The organism is Zoogloea sp. (assembly GCF_023150065.1).
In the GTDB taxonomy this organism is placed as follows: Bacteria; Pseudomonadota; Gammaproteobacteria; order Burkholderiales; family Rhodocyclaceae; genus Zoogloea.
On record NZ_JAKLLN010000013.1, the window covers coordinates 1 to 14,721 of the forward strand.

The following is a 14,721-nucleotide window of genomic DNA, read 5'->3' on the forward strand; positions in this document are numbered from 1 at the left end:
GCGCAGTTGCTGTCGCAGCCCGAGGTGAGGGAAGCGGTGGTGGTGGCCAAGGAAGGTCCGGGCGGAGCGCGGCTGGTGGGTTACGTGTCGGCGCAGGCCGGGAAGGTGATTGAGGTGAGCGAGCTGCGCGAGCGGCTGGGCCGGGCGTTGCCGGACTACATGGTGCCCAGTGTGATCGTGGCGGTGGAGAGCTTGCCGCTCAATGCCAACGGCAAGGTGGACAGGAAGGCGCTGCCGGAGCCGGGGTTCGAGAGCGGGCAGGAGTACGAAGCGCCGCAGGGTGAGGTGGAAGAGGCGCTGGCCAGGATCTGGTCGGAGGTGCTGGGTGTGGAGCGCGTGGGCCGGCACGACAACTTCTTCGAGTTGGGCGGGGACTCTCTTCGCGCGCTCAGACTTGTTGCCGCAGCCAAAGGAGCTAGCCTAACTTTACGAGATGTGATGGCTCGACCTACTCTGGCAGGGATGCTGAAGAATCGAGAGACGGTACGCCACAACGCAGAGCACTTTGCTCGCCTTAATAGCCTGTGTTGGACCAGATCTCCGCTGTTCTGTCTCCATGCGGGAGAAGGTACCTCATTTCCATATTTGCCGCTTGCACGGCATTTGGATCAGGTCCGTACGGTTTTCGGAGTCTCGTGCCGAAGGATTCTAAATCATGATCACCATGACGAATCTCTTGTAACCATGGCCGCAGACTACGCACAGTCCATTCGGCATATCCAGCCCAAAGGCCCTTACTACCTGCTTGGTTGGTCGCTTGGAGGAGCGTTGGCGTCGTTGGTTGCAAACCAATTGGAGACTCAGTGCGAGCACGTCGCAATGCTGAGTCTTGTTGATCCACTCATTCCAGGAACAGATGAAGCTCAGGAGGAGAACTGGAAGGAGTCGTTACGAGAGTTTGTTGAAACAGTGCTACCGAATTCGTATATGAATCGATTTGATGAGTTAATAATGCGTGCCGAGAACAGCGCTGAGGAGACTGTCGCTGGCATTTTGAGAGAGTTGGTTGCAGATGAGAAAGCGCCGGACGCGATTGCACTACCTAAGTTGGAGATGGGCATAGCAGGCGTTGGGCCAGACTTGCTGGCGCGAGGTTTTTGCGTAGCAAGATATCTCCGAGAACTGGCTCGGTCTATTGACGCGCTGCCCCCGACTTTTGTTGCTCCCCATTGTTGGTGGGATTCGAATCGTCCAGAAAGCCATCGACTGGCGCTGTATGCGCAACTGGGGCAACCCGCAGCATCGACAGAACTGGTGTCCGCACATTCGGAAATGATGAATGATGACGCGCTTTCGATGGCTCTAGTACAGTTACTGTCTTAAAAACCGGGCGGTCTCAAATCTGGAGTGCAACACCTTGCCCCTCTGGTAAGGTGTAACGATGACTAGAAAATTCCAACAGATGCAAGCCGAAGAGCGCATGGCGCTGGCGGCGATGAAGCTGCAGGGGATGTCCCTGGGGAGCAGGGGCATTGAAGCGCTCAACCGCAAGCCCAACACCAGTCGCAAGAAAGCCGGCGAGCAGATCCATTCGTACCTGCTGCGCGAGCTGACGATCGATCGGCCCGACCAAGTCTGGGCAGCCTGCGAAGAAGCTGTCTACATGAGGCTTGCTGTGGGTCAAGCGGTGCTGCCGCTTGGCTTGACCTGTGAGCGCCTTGCTGCGGATCTCTTGCTCGATCTTGTACAGCGCGCCGATGCGCCGCAGCGCCTCGGCGGCTGCCTGCGGTTCAGCACCCCGATGGCCAGTGCAAACTCCCCCGTCTGTGGCCACCCCAAGCTCCCCCAGGCAAGGACGGCGGATTATGAAGGCTCGGTGCTGAGGGCCAGGCGGCTGGCGGCCTCCTTGAGCCACACAAACCTGGGAGTTCTGACCATCCCCAGTTGCCAGGTTTGATCAGTGTTCATCGGGGTTGTGGCAGTTTTGCAAGGCCGACTACAGAGCGGGCGGCGGCGCCGTGGATAACGCTACGCCGCAGGGCTCCACTTAACCGAGGGGATTTCCAGTCCAAGCAAACGGGGCCACCTCTAAGTTGGAATTGCCGCATGGCGCGCCACGACAAATATCAGAAGCGATATGTCGTACTCAGGTTGACCGTTCGTCTGACCCCCGGATAGTAGCCATAGGCGAAGGATCCAACATAATCTTTATTAAGTGCGTTGTTTATGTTCAACACGGTAGACCATTGCTTCGCATCGTAGCGGATCGCCACGTCCATCAGCGTATGCGACGGAATGGTCACGAGGTTCTCACTGTCAGCGTAACGCTTGCCGACGTGGCGTACTCCCATACCGAAGCCGAGCCCGCGTAGATCTCCACCCTGAACACGGTAGTCCAGCCAAGCCGAAGCCATCTGTTGGGGTACATTGACGGGACGTTTCCCAAGATCTATATCGTTGCTGCGTGTGACCTCAGTTTTGCTCAAGGTATATTGCGCGGAAACGTTTAATCCTCGGGTTATCTCCTGCTTGACTTCCACTTCCAAGCCGCGTGACAGGATCTCGCCAGTCTGAACCGCGTAGCCCACATGATCCGGGTCGGTTGTTTGTACGTTCGTTTTACTCAGGTTGAATAGCGAGGCAGAGATCAGACCATTGCCCTGATTAGGTTGGTATTTCACACCCACTTCATACTGCTTCCCGCGGGAAGGATCGAAGCGTTTGCCCGAAAAATCCGCACCGGTCTGAGGCAGGAACGATTCAGTGTAGCTTGCATACGGCGCCCATCCGGAGCTCGTGAGATAGCTTATTCCCAGGCGTCCTGTGACCGCTGAGTCATTAACCGAAGTGCTGGTGCCAGTTAGGTGGTCACTGCTGCGGGTTTGGACTGAGTCATGACGTAAACCCGCGTTCAGGCGCCAATGCTGTCCCAACTTCATCTGGTCTTGGATATACACGCCGGTTTGCCGCTGAACGTCTTGTGAGTCGGAATACGCTGTTTGCGGTTCGGATACGGCGAGACCATAGAGTGGGGATAGAACATTCAATCCCGGCGCCGCGCCAATTGTGGCCTTGGCTTTGTAATTGATTCGAATCCAGTCTAGGCCCAATAGCGTTGTATGCTCAATACCGCCAAGCTGGAACCGTCCCATCAGCTGATTGTCAATGGCCGTGTGACGCATCGACTCATAGTGGCCGTAGGCATCGCGCGTCATGTTTCCCAGGGTGTCTGCGCTTTCGACGCCCCAGCCCCATACGAACCGGGTGTCGACATTGTTCGACGCCGTGCGCATGTTTTGACGGAACGTCCATGTGGCGTTGAGTCGATGCTCAAACTGATACCCAAGACTCCATTGCCGTTGGTTGTGTCGATCAAAAGCCGGCTCACCGGTTAGCACTCCGGAGCGCTGTTGGCCCGGTCCTAGATACTCGGTCGCATTTGTCCCCGCGCGGATATCCAGAAAATCAGAAAGCAGAGTCAATGAAGTGTCATCAGACTGACGCCAGGTAATTGACGGAGCCAAGTAGACGCGCTTCGTACGTTTATCGTCATAGTTTGGATAGTCGTTTTGTGGTTGATTGTCACGGCCGAGTGCAATCAGTCTATACATCAAACTTCCGTCCTCTGAGAGGAGGCCCCCTACGTCAGTTGCCAACTCTCGTCGGCCGAAGTTGCCGATTTGAACCCGTACTTCATTGTTGGGGGCTGCATCGGGGCGCTTACTTACGCGCGCCACTACGCCACCAGCATCGCCCTGGCCGTACATAACCGATGACGGACCGCGAAGAACTTCAATCCGCTCCAACCCATAGGGTTCGTTCTGCTGGCTTGTGTAACCACTTCCCGGCTGGCGCAAGCCATCTAGATAGCTGGCAGAGTAGATGTTCTCAAAGCCACGGATGGTGAACCACTCAAAGCCTCGATCATCGCGACCGTAGGTTTCCGCAAGAACACCAGGCACATAGCGGATGGCTTCGATGACCGATGTTGCTCCGCGCGCGTCAAGCTCCTCCCTAGTGATCACCGAAACTGACTGCGGCGTTTCAAGGATCGAAGTGTCGGTTTTTGTTGCGGTGGAACTACGCTTCGCTACATAGCCTTGCACCGGTCCTGTCGCCGTTTCCTGATCAGCTCTTGCCTTAACAGACACTACCGGTAATGTGGCTTCCAGAGGTTCATTTTGAGTATCCGCGGACTCGGCAGCGCAGGCAATGCTGGTGACAAATAACCCGAGAAGGCCCGCTTGGAGCGCGCGCGCGATTGGGGTGAGTTGTGCGACAGGCACCTCTCTTTCATACAGATTGCTGAGATTGAGCATGGCTAGTTAGCTTGGTTGGAGGATAAAGTGCTGGGGAGGAGGCAAGAGCAGGCCCAATCAGAGGGCGCTAACTGCCATTCGTTGCTTGGGAGACTGTGTCGTTGAAAACAAGGCTTCACCGATCTCGCCCGTACGCACCGCAGTCACTGACAGCAGCGTGTCACTCAGGCCGTGTGTTGGTTCGCTGGCGCCCTGCACGAAGATCGCCGGGTGGAAATCGGGAGCGGTCTGGAGACGATAGTGACGGTCGATTTCGAAGCTGCCGAGATGCGGAGCCAGGGAGGTGAGCACGGTCTTGTGGTACTCGCGCTCGTAGCCTGTCGCCAGTACTACTGCGTCATAGCGGGTGGTGCTGGTTCGTTCGCTGTTCAGGTCATGCAGCGTCAGGTGCACGCCGTCGTTGGTGGCACGGACATCCCTAACCTCATGTCGGCGCAGGAATTGGTGGCGTGTCTCTGCCTTGACCTTCTGTTCGTAGAACACCTTGAAGATCTGCTGGATCAATTCCAGATCCGGGCAGGCGTAGTTCGTATGGCGAAACTCGCGCAGCAGTTCAACGCGCTCGGCCGGGGTGCGGCTGAACATGTGGTCGACGAAATCGACGTTGAAGATCTCGTTGACGAAGGGACTGTCGTCGGACGGCTTGATCGCCCGGGCGCGCATGACGAGGTCGACCTGGGGAGTGTTGGGCCGGCCGTGGAGATCCATGAAAATCTCGGCAGCGCTCTGGCCGGCGCCGATGATGGCGATCTTCTGGGCATCGGGATTGGCTGCGATGCTGCGCAGGTAGTTGTGGGAATGAAAGACTCGCGGATCGTCCTTGAAGGGACGGAAGCACTCGGGCACATGAACGGTGCCGCCAACGCTCACGACGAGGTTGCGGGCCAGGCGCTCATGCACTTCGCCGGCCTGGTCGCGTGAGCGCACGCGCAGCAGGGCGACTTCGCCGCCGCGCTTCTCCGGCAACACCTCCACTACGTCCTCGCCATAGACGCAACGATCCTCGAACTGGGCCGCAGCCCAAGCGAAGTAGTCACTGAACTCGTGGCGGCTGGGGAAGAAGGTTTTCAGGTTGATGAAGTCCTGCAGACGCTGCTTTTCGTGCAGGTAGTTGACGAAGGTGAAGCGGCTGGTCGGGTTGCGCAGCGTGGCGAGATCCTTGAGGAAGGAGATCTGCATGTGTGCGTGATCAAGCACCATGTTCGGGTGCCAGGTGAAGGCGGCTTGCCGTTCGATGAACAGTGAGCTGATGTTGTGGGCGCCGGTCTGCCGCTTCTCGTCCAGGGCGATGGCAAGCGCGATGTTGGATGGACCGAAGCCGATGCCGATGAAGTCATGAATGAGCATGCCGCACTCCTTTGTCAGGTTGGGTTGGCACCACATGGGTGCGCCAAGTTGCCGACCACATGTCCGGCCGGATTACAGATACCTAGACGGGGTGCCCCGGCGTTTGTTTAGTCGACCAGCCTGAGTGCTTTCTTCGGGGGGTGGTTCTTAAACAATCGAGCTGGTTGTTCGTCTTGCATGCGTGATGTGTCGATCTGTCTGGAGGGTTGAGCGCCCTCCTTCGTGATCGGGCACGGAAGTGCTGCTGCGTTGCCGTCGCGTCGGGGCGCTCGGGTGCGGGCATGCGGGTCATTTCTTCCTTCAACTTTTTTGGCGATTGGGCGCAGATGGCAAAGACGAAGCTTGTTTACATTTGGTCGTTGAGGAATGCGGCGGCCGACAAGGCTGGGCAGTACATCGAGTACAAGGGGGAGCGGCGTTACATGAAGTCGCCGCTCGAGGACCTGGTCGAAGCCTTGAATGGGACGGGGCTGGGGGATGCCTACTCCCTGGAGGCGGTCGTGTTTGACGACGACGAGGAGTCGGCTCGGGACGGGGTGGCAGTCAAGGACTACGGCTTTTCGTATCAACCTGGCAGGCAGTGGTTCTATCCGCCGGCGCTCGAGGTGGGTGGGCGGCGGGTGAACGATCTGCTGTGTGCCATCCCTTCGACATACCGCCGGCTGCCCCTGGACGCGGCTGAGCGTGTTGCGGGCAAGAGCGCTTTCGAGGCTCGCCTACTGGACAAGTTGCTGACGCTGGGCGCGGAACTCGTGGTGCTGGACGGATTGCTGGTGATCCTCGATGAACTGGTGCGTCCGGGCGCGCCGTTCGACCGCAAGATCGTCAACATCCACCCCGGCATCACCCGGATCGAGTCGCCTTACGAGCGCCGGGGTGCCTATGCAACCCTCGATGCGCTGCATGGGGCAAAGGGGAAAAAGGTGGTGAACTGGCAGACGATGGAGGTGAAGCCAGTGCCGGTGGTGGACATGACCGGGGCATCGTTTCACTACGTCGATAACGGTATCGATTCCGGCGAGGTGATCGTCGACGTGCTCAATACCCGGATCGATCCGCGGGACACCATCCTGGAATTGCGCTGGAACAATTTCAACAACAGCCTGTTCCCGGCGCTGCGGCAGGGGCTGGCGCACATGGCCGGGCTGTCTGACGTGGTTGGGAACGAGCCGGCATGATCACGTTCTTCAATGCCGATCACGTTCATCACCAAGGCAAGCTGGAGATGTTCCGTGGCGAGCTGGTGCCGTGCTTCGAGGTCTTGGCGCGAGCCGAGCGCGTTCTAGACGAACTGCAGCGGCGTCGACTGGGTGCCATCGAGGCGCCGTTGCCTTGCGGCGATTCTGCGTTGTACCGGGTTCATGCGCCGCGCTACGTCGATTTCCTTCGCGGCGCCTGGGACGAGTGGGTTGCCCTGGATCCGGCGCACGGGAATCGTGATGCGCTGCCTTCGGTTTGGCCGGTGCGGCAACATCGCAGCGACGTCCTGCCCGAGAACTTTGCGGCACGCATGGGTCTGTTCTCATTCGATGTGGGTACGCCGCTCACCAGCGGTACTTGGTGTGCTGCGCGTGGTGGTGCGGCGTGTGCGCTGTCTGCCGTCGAATGCATCCGCTCAGGCGCAAAGTCGGCCTTCGCGCTGACGCGTCCGCCAGGCCATCATGCCGGCCATGACTTCTTCGGGGGCTACTGCTTCTTGAACAACGCCGCCATCGCGGCGCAGGCGCTGCGCGACGGCGGTGCGGAGCGGGTGGCGGTGCTGGACGTCGACTACCACCACGGCAACGGCACGCAGAGCCTCTTCTACGAGCGTGCCGATGTCTTTTTCGCGAGCATTCACGGCGATCCGCGAACCGAGTACCCGTTTTATCTCGGCTATGCCGACGAGGCGGGGGTGGGGGCCGGATGTGGCTTCAATTTGAATATTCCGTTGCCGCGAGGAACCGAGCTCCCAGTCTGGCGTGCGGCGCTGGCGGATGCGCTGCGCGCCATCGGCGACTTCCGCGCCGATGCCCTGGTGGTGTCGCTGGGGGTCGATACCTTCGAGGCCGACCCGATCTCCGGGTTCCGATTGCGCAGTGACGACTACCTCCGGGTCGGCGAGGACATCGCCCGCGCCGGGCTGCCCACGGTGTTTGTGCTGGAAGGCGGCTACGCGGTAGAGGAGATCGGAGTCAATGTGGTGAACGTACTGGAAGGGTTTGAAGCGTGTTCTTCTTGAGCGGGTTGTCGGGAGTGGGGCGAGGCGCGCTTGCATGGCGCGCTTGGGCGTTGATGCTTTGTGGCGGGCTGCTGCTGTTGGCGGGGGGCTCGCATGCGAAGGAGCGCGTGCCGTTGGAGCAGTCGGTTGTGACAGGTGTCGAAATTCGGCGCACCACGGATGGCATTCCGCATCTGCGGGCGGGCAGTTGGCGTGAGCTCGGGATCGGCGTTGGCTATGTCCAGGCGCAGGACGCGCTGTGTACCTTGGCCGAAGCGTTCGTCACCTACGAGGGGAGGCGCGCCTGGTTCTTCGGGGCCGATGGCAGGCCGGCGCGGGACTCCACCTTCGGAAGGCCGAAGAATGTCGATCTGGATTTCTTCTTCCGCGCCTTCGCTGATGACGTCGTGTTGGCCCGTTACCGGGAGCAGCATCCGCCCGAGCTGAATGAACTCATCGACGGATTTGCTGCGGGTTACAACCGCTATCTTGCGGATGCTCGCAACGGCCGTGCTCGGGCCGTCGGTCGGTCATGCCTGAAGCAAGCTTGGGTTCGGGACATCACGGCGGACGACATTCATCGGCGCATGTATGCGGCCCAGATTGCCGCGGGCTATGCCAAGTTCGTGACCGAGATGGCCAACGCCAAGCCCACGAAGTCCGCAGCAGTGGCTGAAACGGGGAAGGGGGGCGATACAGCGCTGCGCGCTCGGCTCGCCCAAAGGATAGGCACGCAGCCCGGCATTGGCAGCAACGTCCTCGCTTTCGGCCGCGAGGCCACGGGGGGTGACGGAGCAGTGTTGTTTGGCAATCCTCATTGGTATTGGGGCGGGCCGGATCGCTTCTACCAGATGCACCTGACGATCCCCGGCAAGGTCGATGTGGCGGGTGTCGCCTTTCTGGGTGTGCCGGTGGTCATGATCGGTTTCAACGATCATGTGGCCTGGAGTCATACGGTCTCGGAAGCACGCCGTTTCGGGCTGTTCGATGTGGCGCTGGATGAAGCCGATCCGACGCGTTATCGGGTCGATGGAAAGACCGAGGAAATGATGGCGTACGAGGTTGGCGTTGACGTGCGTGGGGATGATGGGCGCGTGCGCCGCTTGACACGCACCTTCTATCGAACCCGTTTCGGACCGATGGTGGATCTTGGTGACCACAACGCCGCCTTCGGCTGGGGCTCGGCCCACGCATTGGTCATTCGGGATGTGAATGCGGAGAACTTTCGCATCTTCCGCAATTTCTTCTACTGGAATCAGGCGAAGTCGCTGGATGACTTCATCGCGATCCAGCGCCGCGAGGCGGCCGTGCCATGGGTTAATACGGTGGCCATTGGCCAAGGGGACGGGCGGGTCTGGTACGGCGATGTCGGAGCGGTGCCCAATGCCCCGGACGATCTGCGCAAGGCGTGCATGACGCCGCTGGCAACGGGCTTCGCGAATGTGGATCCGCTCACTCCCGTCCTCGACGGCAGTCGCTCGGCCTGCGATTGGCGGGCCGATTTGTCCGCGGTGCAGCCGGGTGCCATGCCGGTTGCTGCATTGCCCTGGCTGCTGCGCGAAGACTATGTGGCGAACATGAACGACAGTTACTGGCTCAGCAGTGTCCGCCAGCCGTTGGAAGGGTTTCCTTCACTGTTGGGTGGCGAGCGCCAGCCGTTGGGGCTGCGGGGTAGATTGGGGCACCACATGGCGCTTGATCTGCTCCAGTGGCAGGCCGCATCGGCCGAAGCCCTGAGTCGCCGCGCGATGAGGGACGTGCTGACGCCACGGGCCTATTCGGCCGAACTGTTCAAGGATGAGGTACTCGCCCAGGCTTGTGCTCAGCGGTTGGTCCAACTGGATGCCGCCGCGCTGAAGGCAGCGGGGCTGGATGGGCTGGTGAAGGTTTCGTCAGCGGTGCGCAAGGTCGACATCGGACGGGCTTGCACAGTCCTGCGCCGCTGGTCGAACAAGGCCAATGCTGACGACCGTGGTGCCTTGCTTTGGGAGGCGCTCTGGGCTCGCCTGGAGCAGATTCCGGCCGACGACCTCTACGGGGTCGCGTTTTCCGGCGACGCACCCTTGGATTCGCCTCGCAAGCTGCAGGTGGGCGACGGACGGGCGACCAAGGCTTTGGCTGTGACCGTGCTGGAGTTTGGTGCCAAAGGCTGGCCGTTGGATGAGGCGTTGGGTAACCGTCGCTTCGTGGCAAGCGGCGGGCATCGCTATCCGATCTATGGCGGATGTCATTCGGCGGGCTATTTCACCGTGGCCTGCGATGATGACGGTGGCAACCGAATGGGGCCGGACTCCTTGGCGAACAGCTACCTTCAGGTGGTGCGCTTCGGTTCTTTCGGAGTGGAGGCCCACACGCTGCTTGCACACGGCCAGGACGAAGCCGCAGTGGTCGGCGGTCAAGGTGCGGCCCCGGTTGCCCGGTATGCCCGCAAGGCTTGGCTGCGCTTCCCGTTCCGTGAGGACGAGATCAGGCGCGATCCAGGGTTGAAACGCACCGTACTGCAGCGCTGATAGAAGGCGCGCTTGCAGAGAAAAATGGAGCGGAGTTGAATCCGATGAGCCGGGCTGCGCCGTGTCGCATTGCTGGCACGGTGGCGGTTCTGCGGTGGGGGTAGGGTCTGGTTGGGCCTTTCTCCCGCGGATTCGCCGTTGCAGCGACGCCTTTCATTTGCCCTCCTCCATCGGAAGCCTCGTGTCGGCCGTCGATCTGGCCATTCACCAACAGGTTCATGCGCTCTACAGTGACCACCACGGTTGATCGCACGGGTCATCATCCGGGCGCGATGACCGGGGTGGATAATTTCAATCTGGCTGTCCCGTCGGACCAAGGTATCGACCGTCTGCGCGGTGCGCCGGTGCCAGCGGGCAGGCGCCACAGTAGTCCTGACCAGGCACACGGTAGAACAGGCAGCACTGACGGTGCAGGGTGATGGTGCTGGCTGCCCCATCCTCGACATGCACCGCCGTGCGCTTCCGGCCGTAAAGGGGATTGGGACGGCCATCGGGATGTGTCGGCTGTTGCAGCAATGTTTCCCGGTCCGCGGCGATGTGATCGGCGTTGTTGGTCAGTGCCAGCGCCTGCTCGAGAATGACCTCCAGGTAGCGTGCCGCGTTGCCCCAGAGAATCTTCTGCGCAAGGCGAGTCTGCCGGCCGATGGCCTTGAAGAGCGGGTCGAGGTGCTCCTCCAGCAGCGGGGCATAGCGGGTAGTTGCCGGGGTGCCGGGCATCGCGTGGCCTTCATGCCTGATGTGAAAACGGACGGGGGTGCCGATATCGTTCAGGCTCAACGCAACGTCGTCCGCGTGCATCGGAAATCGGTGTTGCAGCACGCTTGCCGCGGCGGCGGTCGGTGGCAGCAAGGCCCACAGGTAGTCCAGGCTCCAGGCGGAGGCCGCAGCGCGCAGGTCATTGCCTGTGACGCCGAGGTGGGTCGCGTAGCGCCGAATCGCATCGCCAAGCAGCGAGTCGTGGCTCACCAAGCGGGAGATGGGGACTCCCTCGGACGGCCAATGGGAAGCCAAGGCGAGCGTCTCGCCATGGGCGGCCCATTCACCCTGGAACAGAGGCGCGAGCAGGAGAATCAATGGGCTTCCCCCGGATTGGTGCTGTTCCTTCGTTCGCGAAAGGCAACTTGGGGATGGATCTGATAGAGATGTCTCATGCACCCATGACGTTCTGGCCGGGTGGATGTTCAGCTAAACAAATGAGCATGCTGCTCGTCTTCGTGTTGTTGGCTCCAGAACGCGCGGTTACGCGAGCTGTTTCCGCCGCCCTTCCATTTCTTCTCAAGGTGAACCGGTTTGCTTAGCTATCTGATTCAACAGTCGCGCAAGCTGCTGATCGCCGCGGCGTTGGCCAGTGTTACCAGCGGTGCATGCAGCGTGCTGCTCCTCACGCAGATCAACGCGGCCTTGACGGCGACGTCTTCGGCGGAGCACATGATGTTGGCGTGGCGTTTTGCGGCCTTCGCGGTGGCAGCGATGTTGAGCCAGATGGTGGCGTCGGTGCTGTTTGAGCGCTTGAACCAGCGTGCCCATGCCGACCTGCGGCGCTTCATTTCCGCGCGGGTGATCGCGGCAGACTTTCGCCGGCTGGAGGAGATCGGCGGCCCGAAGGTGCAGTCGGCCCTGTCGGAGCACAGCACGCAGGTGGCCGAGTTCTTCGTGAGCTTCCCGACGATCCTGGTCAACGCCATCATCGTGTCGGGATGCCTGGTCTACATGGCGTGGCTCTCCTGGCAGATCTTCCTCGCGGCTGTGCTGGTCATCGGGCTGGGCTCGCTGGGTTACCACTTGGCGCACCTGCGGGCGATCCGCCACCTGGACGTGGCATCCAAGGAGCAGGATCGCCTGTTCGACCACTTCCGCTCGCTGATGGAGGGGGCCAAGGAACTGCGTCTGCATGCTGCGAAGCGCCGTCGATTCTCTGATGATGTGCTGGGTGGCTCGATCGAGACGGTGCGGCGAGAACGCGCGTTCGGCATGTCGGTGTTCCTGGTGTCCTCCGCCTGGGGCAACTTCCTGATCTACGGCTTCATCGGGCTGGTGCTGTTCGTGCTCGTGGGCGACGTGCCCGAGCGGGGGCGCATCATGACCGGCTTCGCGCTGGTCTTTGTGTACATGGTGGCGCCGCTGGAGAACCTGCTGATCGCGTTGCCGCGCGCCAATCTGGCCAAGGTTTCCGGTGCCCGCATCGATGAAATTACGCAGCAGCTGGAGCACACCGAGCGCGATGCCGCGTCCGAGACTCCATCTGGCTTGGAGAGCGCCGTGCTGCAGGGGGTCAGTCACCGTTACTACCATGAAGGTGTGGACGATCTGTTCACCCTGGGGCCCGTCGATCTGACCTTCTCACCCGGGCAAATCACTTATCTGGTGGGGGGTAACGGCAGCGGCAAGACCTCGCTGGCCAAGCTGCTGGTGGGCCTGTACCGGCCGGAGCAGGGCGCCATCCTGATCAACGGCGAGCCGGTCGGCGACGCAAACCGCGATCGCTACCGCCAGAGCTTCTCGGCAATCTTTTCGGACTTCCACCTGTTCGAGCAAATGCTTGATGCTGCATCGGCCGAACTGGATGCGCAAGGCAACGCCTTGCTGGAGAAGCTCCACCTGCAGCACAAGGTGCAGGTGCGCAACGGGGCCTTCACGACGCGGGCCTTGTCCCAGGGGCAACGCAAGCGGCTGGCCCTGGTGGTCGCCTATCTCGAAGATCGGCCCTTCCTGGTGTTCGACGAATGGGCCGCGGACCAGGATCCGGTGTTCAAGGATGTGTTCTACCGGGAGCTGCTGCCTGAGCTGAAGATCAAGGGCAAGGCGGTATTGGTGATCTCGCACGACGACCGCTATTTCCATCTGGCCGATCGCCTGATCCGCATGGAGAACGGACAGGTCGTGGCCATCGAGACGCCTGCCGAACGCACACTGCAGAAGTCACCGGCTGCGAATCTGACCGCCGTGTCATGACGATTGGGCGGATTGGAGTCGCTCGTCTGCGTTGGGGCATCGATCGTCCTTTGCTCGTGCTGGTGCACCGCTGGGTTGGGCTGGTCATGGCGGGTTTTCTGCTGGTCGCCGGGCTGACGGGGGCGCTGCTGGCCTGGAACGAGGAGTTGGAAGCGGCCATCAGCCCGCAACTGTTTCGCGTGATGCCACCGGCACCCGATGCCGCGCCCATGGATCCGCTGGTGTTGCGGGAGAGGGTGCAGGCAGCCTATCCGCAGGCATTGGTGGCCTATGCCCCGCTGGCGGTTGAACCGGGGCACGCGCTGGTGCTGCGCGTGTTCGCGCTGCCGGACCCGGCCACGGGCATCGCGCCCGATCTGCCCAACAACCAGGTCTTCGTAGATCCGTATACCGGCCGCGTGCTGGGCGAGCGCAACTGGGGCGACATCTCCCAGGGCTTTAAGAACCTGATGCCCTTCATCTACCGGCTGCACTACCAACTCGCACTGGGTGTGGTGGGCAGCTATGCCTTTGGTGTCATCGCGCTGCTGTGGACGCTGGATTGTTTCGTCGGTGCGTACCTCACCTTTCCGGCTCCGGTGCGCAAGGGGCCCAAATCGAACTCCGCGGCAAAGACCGGCGGCAAGCCCTGGCTGACGCGCTGGTGGCCTTCGTGGAGAGTTCGCTGGACGGGTGGCAGCTACAAGGTCAATTTCGATCTGCATCGCGCGGGCGGCCTGTGGATGTGGGCCATGCTGTTCGTGCTGGCCTGGAGCAGCGTGGCCTTCAACCTCTCCGAGGTGTACGACCCGGTGATGAGAGCCGTCTTCAGGCACCAGCCCGACGGTGGCACCTTGCAAGCGCTGCCCGCGCCGAAGATCGATCCCGCCATCGGCTGGCACAAAGCGCGCGAACTGGGCCGCCGGCTGATGGCCGAGCAGGCCCGGGTGCAGGGCTTCACCATCCAGCGCGAGGATGCGCTGATGCACGATCCGCGCAGTGGCCTCTATCGCTACAACGTGATCAGCAGCCGCGACGTCAGTCATCGTTGGGGTGGCTCCAGCGTGGTGTTCGATGCCGACACCGGCGCCCTGAAAAGCCTATGGCTGCCGACCGGCGTGGCCAGCGGCGACACCATCCGAACCTGGCTGACCAGCCTGCACATGGCGGCGGTGGGCGGCGTCGTGGCCGGTCTGCCGATGAAGCTGTTTATCTGCACCATGGGTCTGGTGGTGGCCATGCTGTCGGTTACCGGTGTGATCATCTGGTGGAAGAAGCGCCAGGGGCGTGCGCGTCTGGCGGCTCGGGATCTGGCGGATCGGCCCGCCGACGGTGCAGGGTTGCCCAAGAAGGCAGCCACGCAGGACAGGGCTGCGTGACCTCATGGGCAGACCATTCGGCACGCATTGCCCGGCCGGCTTTCGGCACCATGCGCCCACGGGTGGGCGCAGGTCTGGCCTTGTCCGCCGGGCAG

At 61.4% G+C, this 14,721-nt stretch carries 10 protein-coding genes and 2 pseudogenes; 8 read left to right on the plus strand and 4 right to left on the minus strand.

The window, feature by feature from the left end; genetic code table 11:
* Together L6Q67_RS14650 and L6Q67_RS14655 are read left to right on the plus strand one after the other, a co-directional pair.
* A partial coding sequence (locus tag L6Q67_RS14650; protein WP_296570770.1) for an alpha/beta fold hydrolase occupies positions 1 to 1,323 on the plus strand: 1,323 nt, incomplete at its 5' end.
* A 145-nt stretch (positions 1,324 to 1,468) separates the two neighbouring features.
* Positions 1,469 to 1,585: pseudogene (locus L6Q67_RS14655) on the plus strand (IS3 family transposase); the annotation flags it as partial.
* On the opposite strand, the pseudogene L6Q67_RS14660 reads toward L6Q67_RS14655, so the two are convergent.
* The 3 genes and pseudogenes from L6Q67_RS14660 to L6Q67_RS14670 all read right to left on the minus strand — a co-directional run.
* Positions 1,538 to 1,741 (minus strand): annotated as a pseudogene (locus L6Q67_RS14660) (transposase); the annotation flags it as partial. The pseudogenes L6Q67_RS14655 and L6Q67_RS14660 overlap by 48 nt on opposite strands.
* Positions 1,742 to 2,066: 325 nt before the next feature.
* Positions 2,067 to 4,259: a TonB-dependent siderophore receptor gene (locus L6Q67_RS14665; RefSeq protein ID WP_166300434.1), complete on the minus strand. Its 2,193-nt coding sequence runs from the start codon at positions 4,257 to 4,259 to the stop codon at positions 2,067 to 2,069.
* A gap of 57 nt (positions 4,260 to 4,316) precedes the next feature.
* Positions 4,317 to 5,606, minus strand: a complete 1,290-nt coding sequence (locus tag L6Q67_RS14670) for a lysine N(6)-hydroxylase/L-ornithine N(5)-oxygenase family protein (protein ID WP_166300436.1) — start codon at positions 5,604 to 5,606, stop codon at positions 4,317 to 4,319.
* A gap of 281 nt (positions 5,607 to 5,887) precedes the next feature.
* On the opposite strand from L6Q67_RS14670, the gene L6Q67_RS14675 reads away from it, so the two are divergent.
* Genes L6Q67_RS14675 through L6Q67_RS14685 form a run of 3 tightly spaced genes read left to right on the plus strand, consistent with a single transcriptional unit; the run spans position 5,888 to position 10,316 of the window.
* A complete protein-coding gene (locus tag L6Q67_RS14675) occupies positions 5,888 to 6,784 on the plus strand; it encodes a N(5)-hydroxyornithine transformylase PvdF (protein ID WP_296570775.1) in 897 nt (298 codons plus the stop codon).
* On the plus strand, positions 6,781 to 7,827 hold the full coding sequence (locus L6Q67_RS14680; protein WP_166300438.1) for a histone deacetylase family protein: 1,047 nt from the start codon (positions 6,781 to 6,783) through the stop codon (positions 7,825 to 7,827). Before L6Q67_RS14675 ends, L6Q67_RS14680 begins: the two co-directional genes overlap by 4 nt.
* A complete protein-coding gene (locus L6Q67_RS14685) occupies positions 7,815 to 10,316 on the plus strand; it encodes a penicillin acylase family protein (protein WP_240939347.1) in 2,502 nt (833 codons plus the stop codon). Before L6Q67_RS14680 ends, L6Q67_RS14685 begins: the two co-directional genes overlap by 13 nt.
* 291 nt (positions 10,317 to 10,607) lie before the next feature.
* On the opposite strand, the gene fhuF is transcribed toward L6Q67_RS14685, so the two are convergent.
* Positions 10,608 to 11,390: a siderophore-iron reductase FhuF gene (fhuF, locus tag L6Q67_RS14690; RefSeq protein WP_166300440.1), complete on the minus strand. Its 783-nt coding sequence runs from the start codon at positions 11,388 to 11,390 to the stop codon at positions 10,608 to 10,610.
* Here fhuF and L6Q67_RS14695 point away from each other — a divergent pair.
* From L6Q67_RS14695 to L6Q67_RS14705, 3 genes are read left to right on the plus strand one after another with little or no spacing between them, the layout of a single operon-like run.
* On the plus strand, positions 11,390 to 11,614 hold the full coding sequence (locus tag L6Q67_RS14695) for a hypothetical protein (protein WP_296570784.1): 225 nt from the start codon (positions 11,390 to 11,392) through the stop codon (positions 11,612 to 11,614). The two genes, fhuF and L6Q67_RS14695, sit on opposite strands and share 1 nt — an antisense overlap.
* A complete protein-coding gene (locus L6Q67_RS14700; RefSeq protein ID WP_166300442.1) occupies positions 11,607 to 13,268 on the plus strand; it encodes a cyclic peptide export ABC transporter in 1,662 nt (553 codons plus the stop codon). The genes L6Q67_RS14695 and L6Q67_RS14700 overlap by 8 nt, the downstream gene beginning before the upstream one ends.
* A complete protein-coding gene (locus tag L6Q67_RS14705; RefSeq protein ID WP_166300445.1) occupies positions 13,265 to 14,626 on the plus strand; it encodes a PepSY domain-containing protein in 1,362 nt (453 codons plus the stop codon). The genes L6Q67_RS14700 and L6Q67_RS14705 overlap by 4 nt, the downstream gene beginning before the upstream one ends.
* Positions 14,627 to 14,721: the final 95 nt, after the last annotated feature.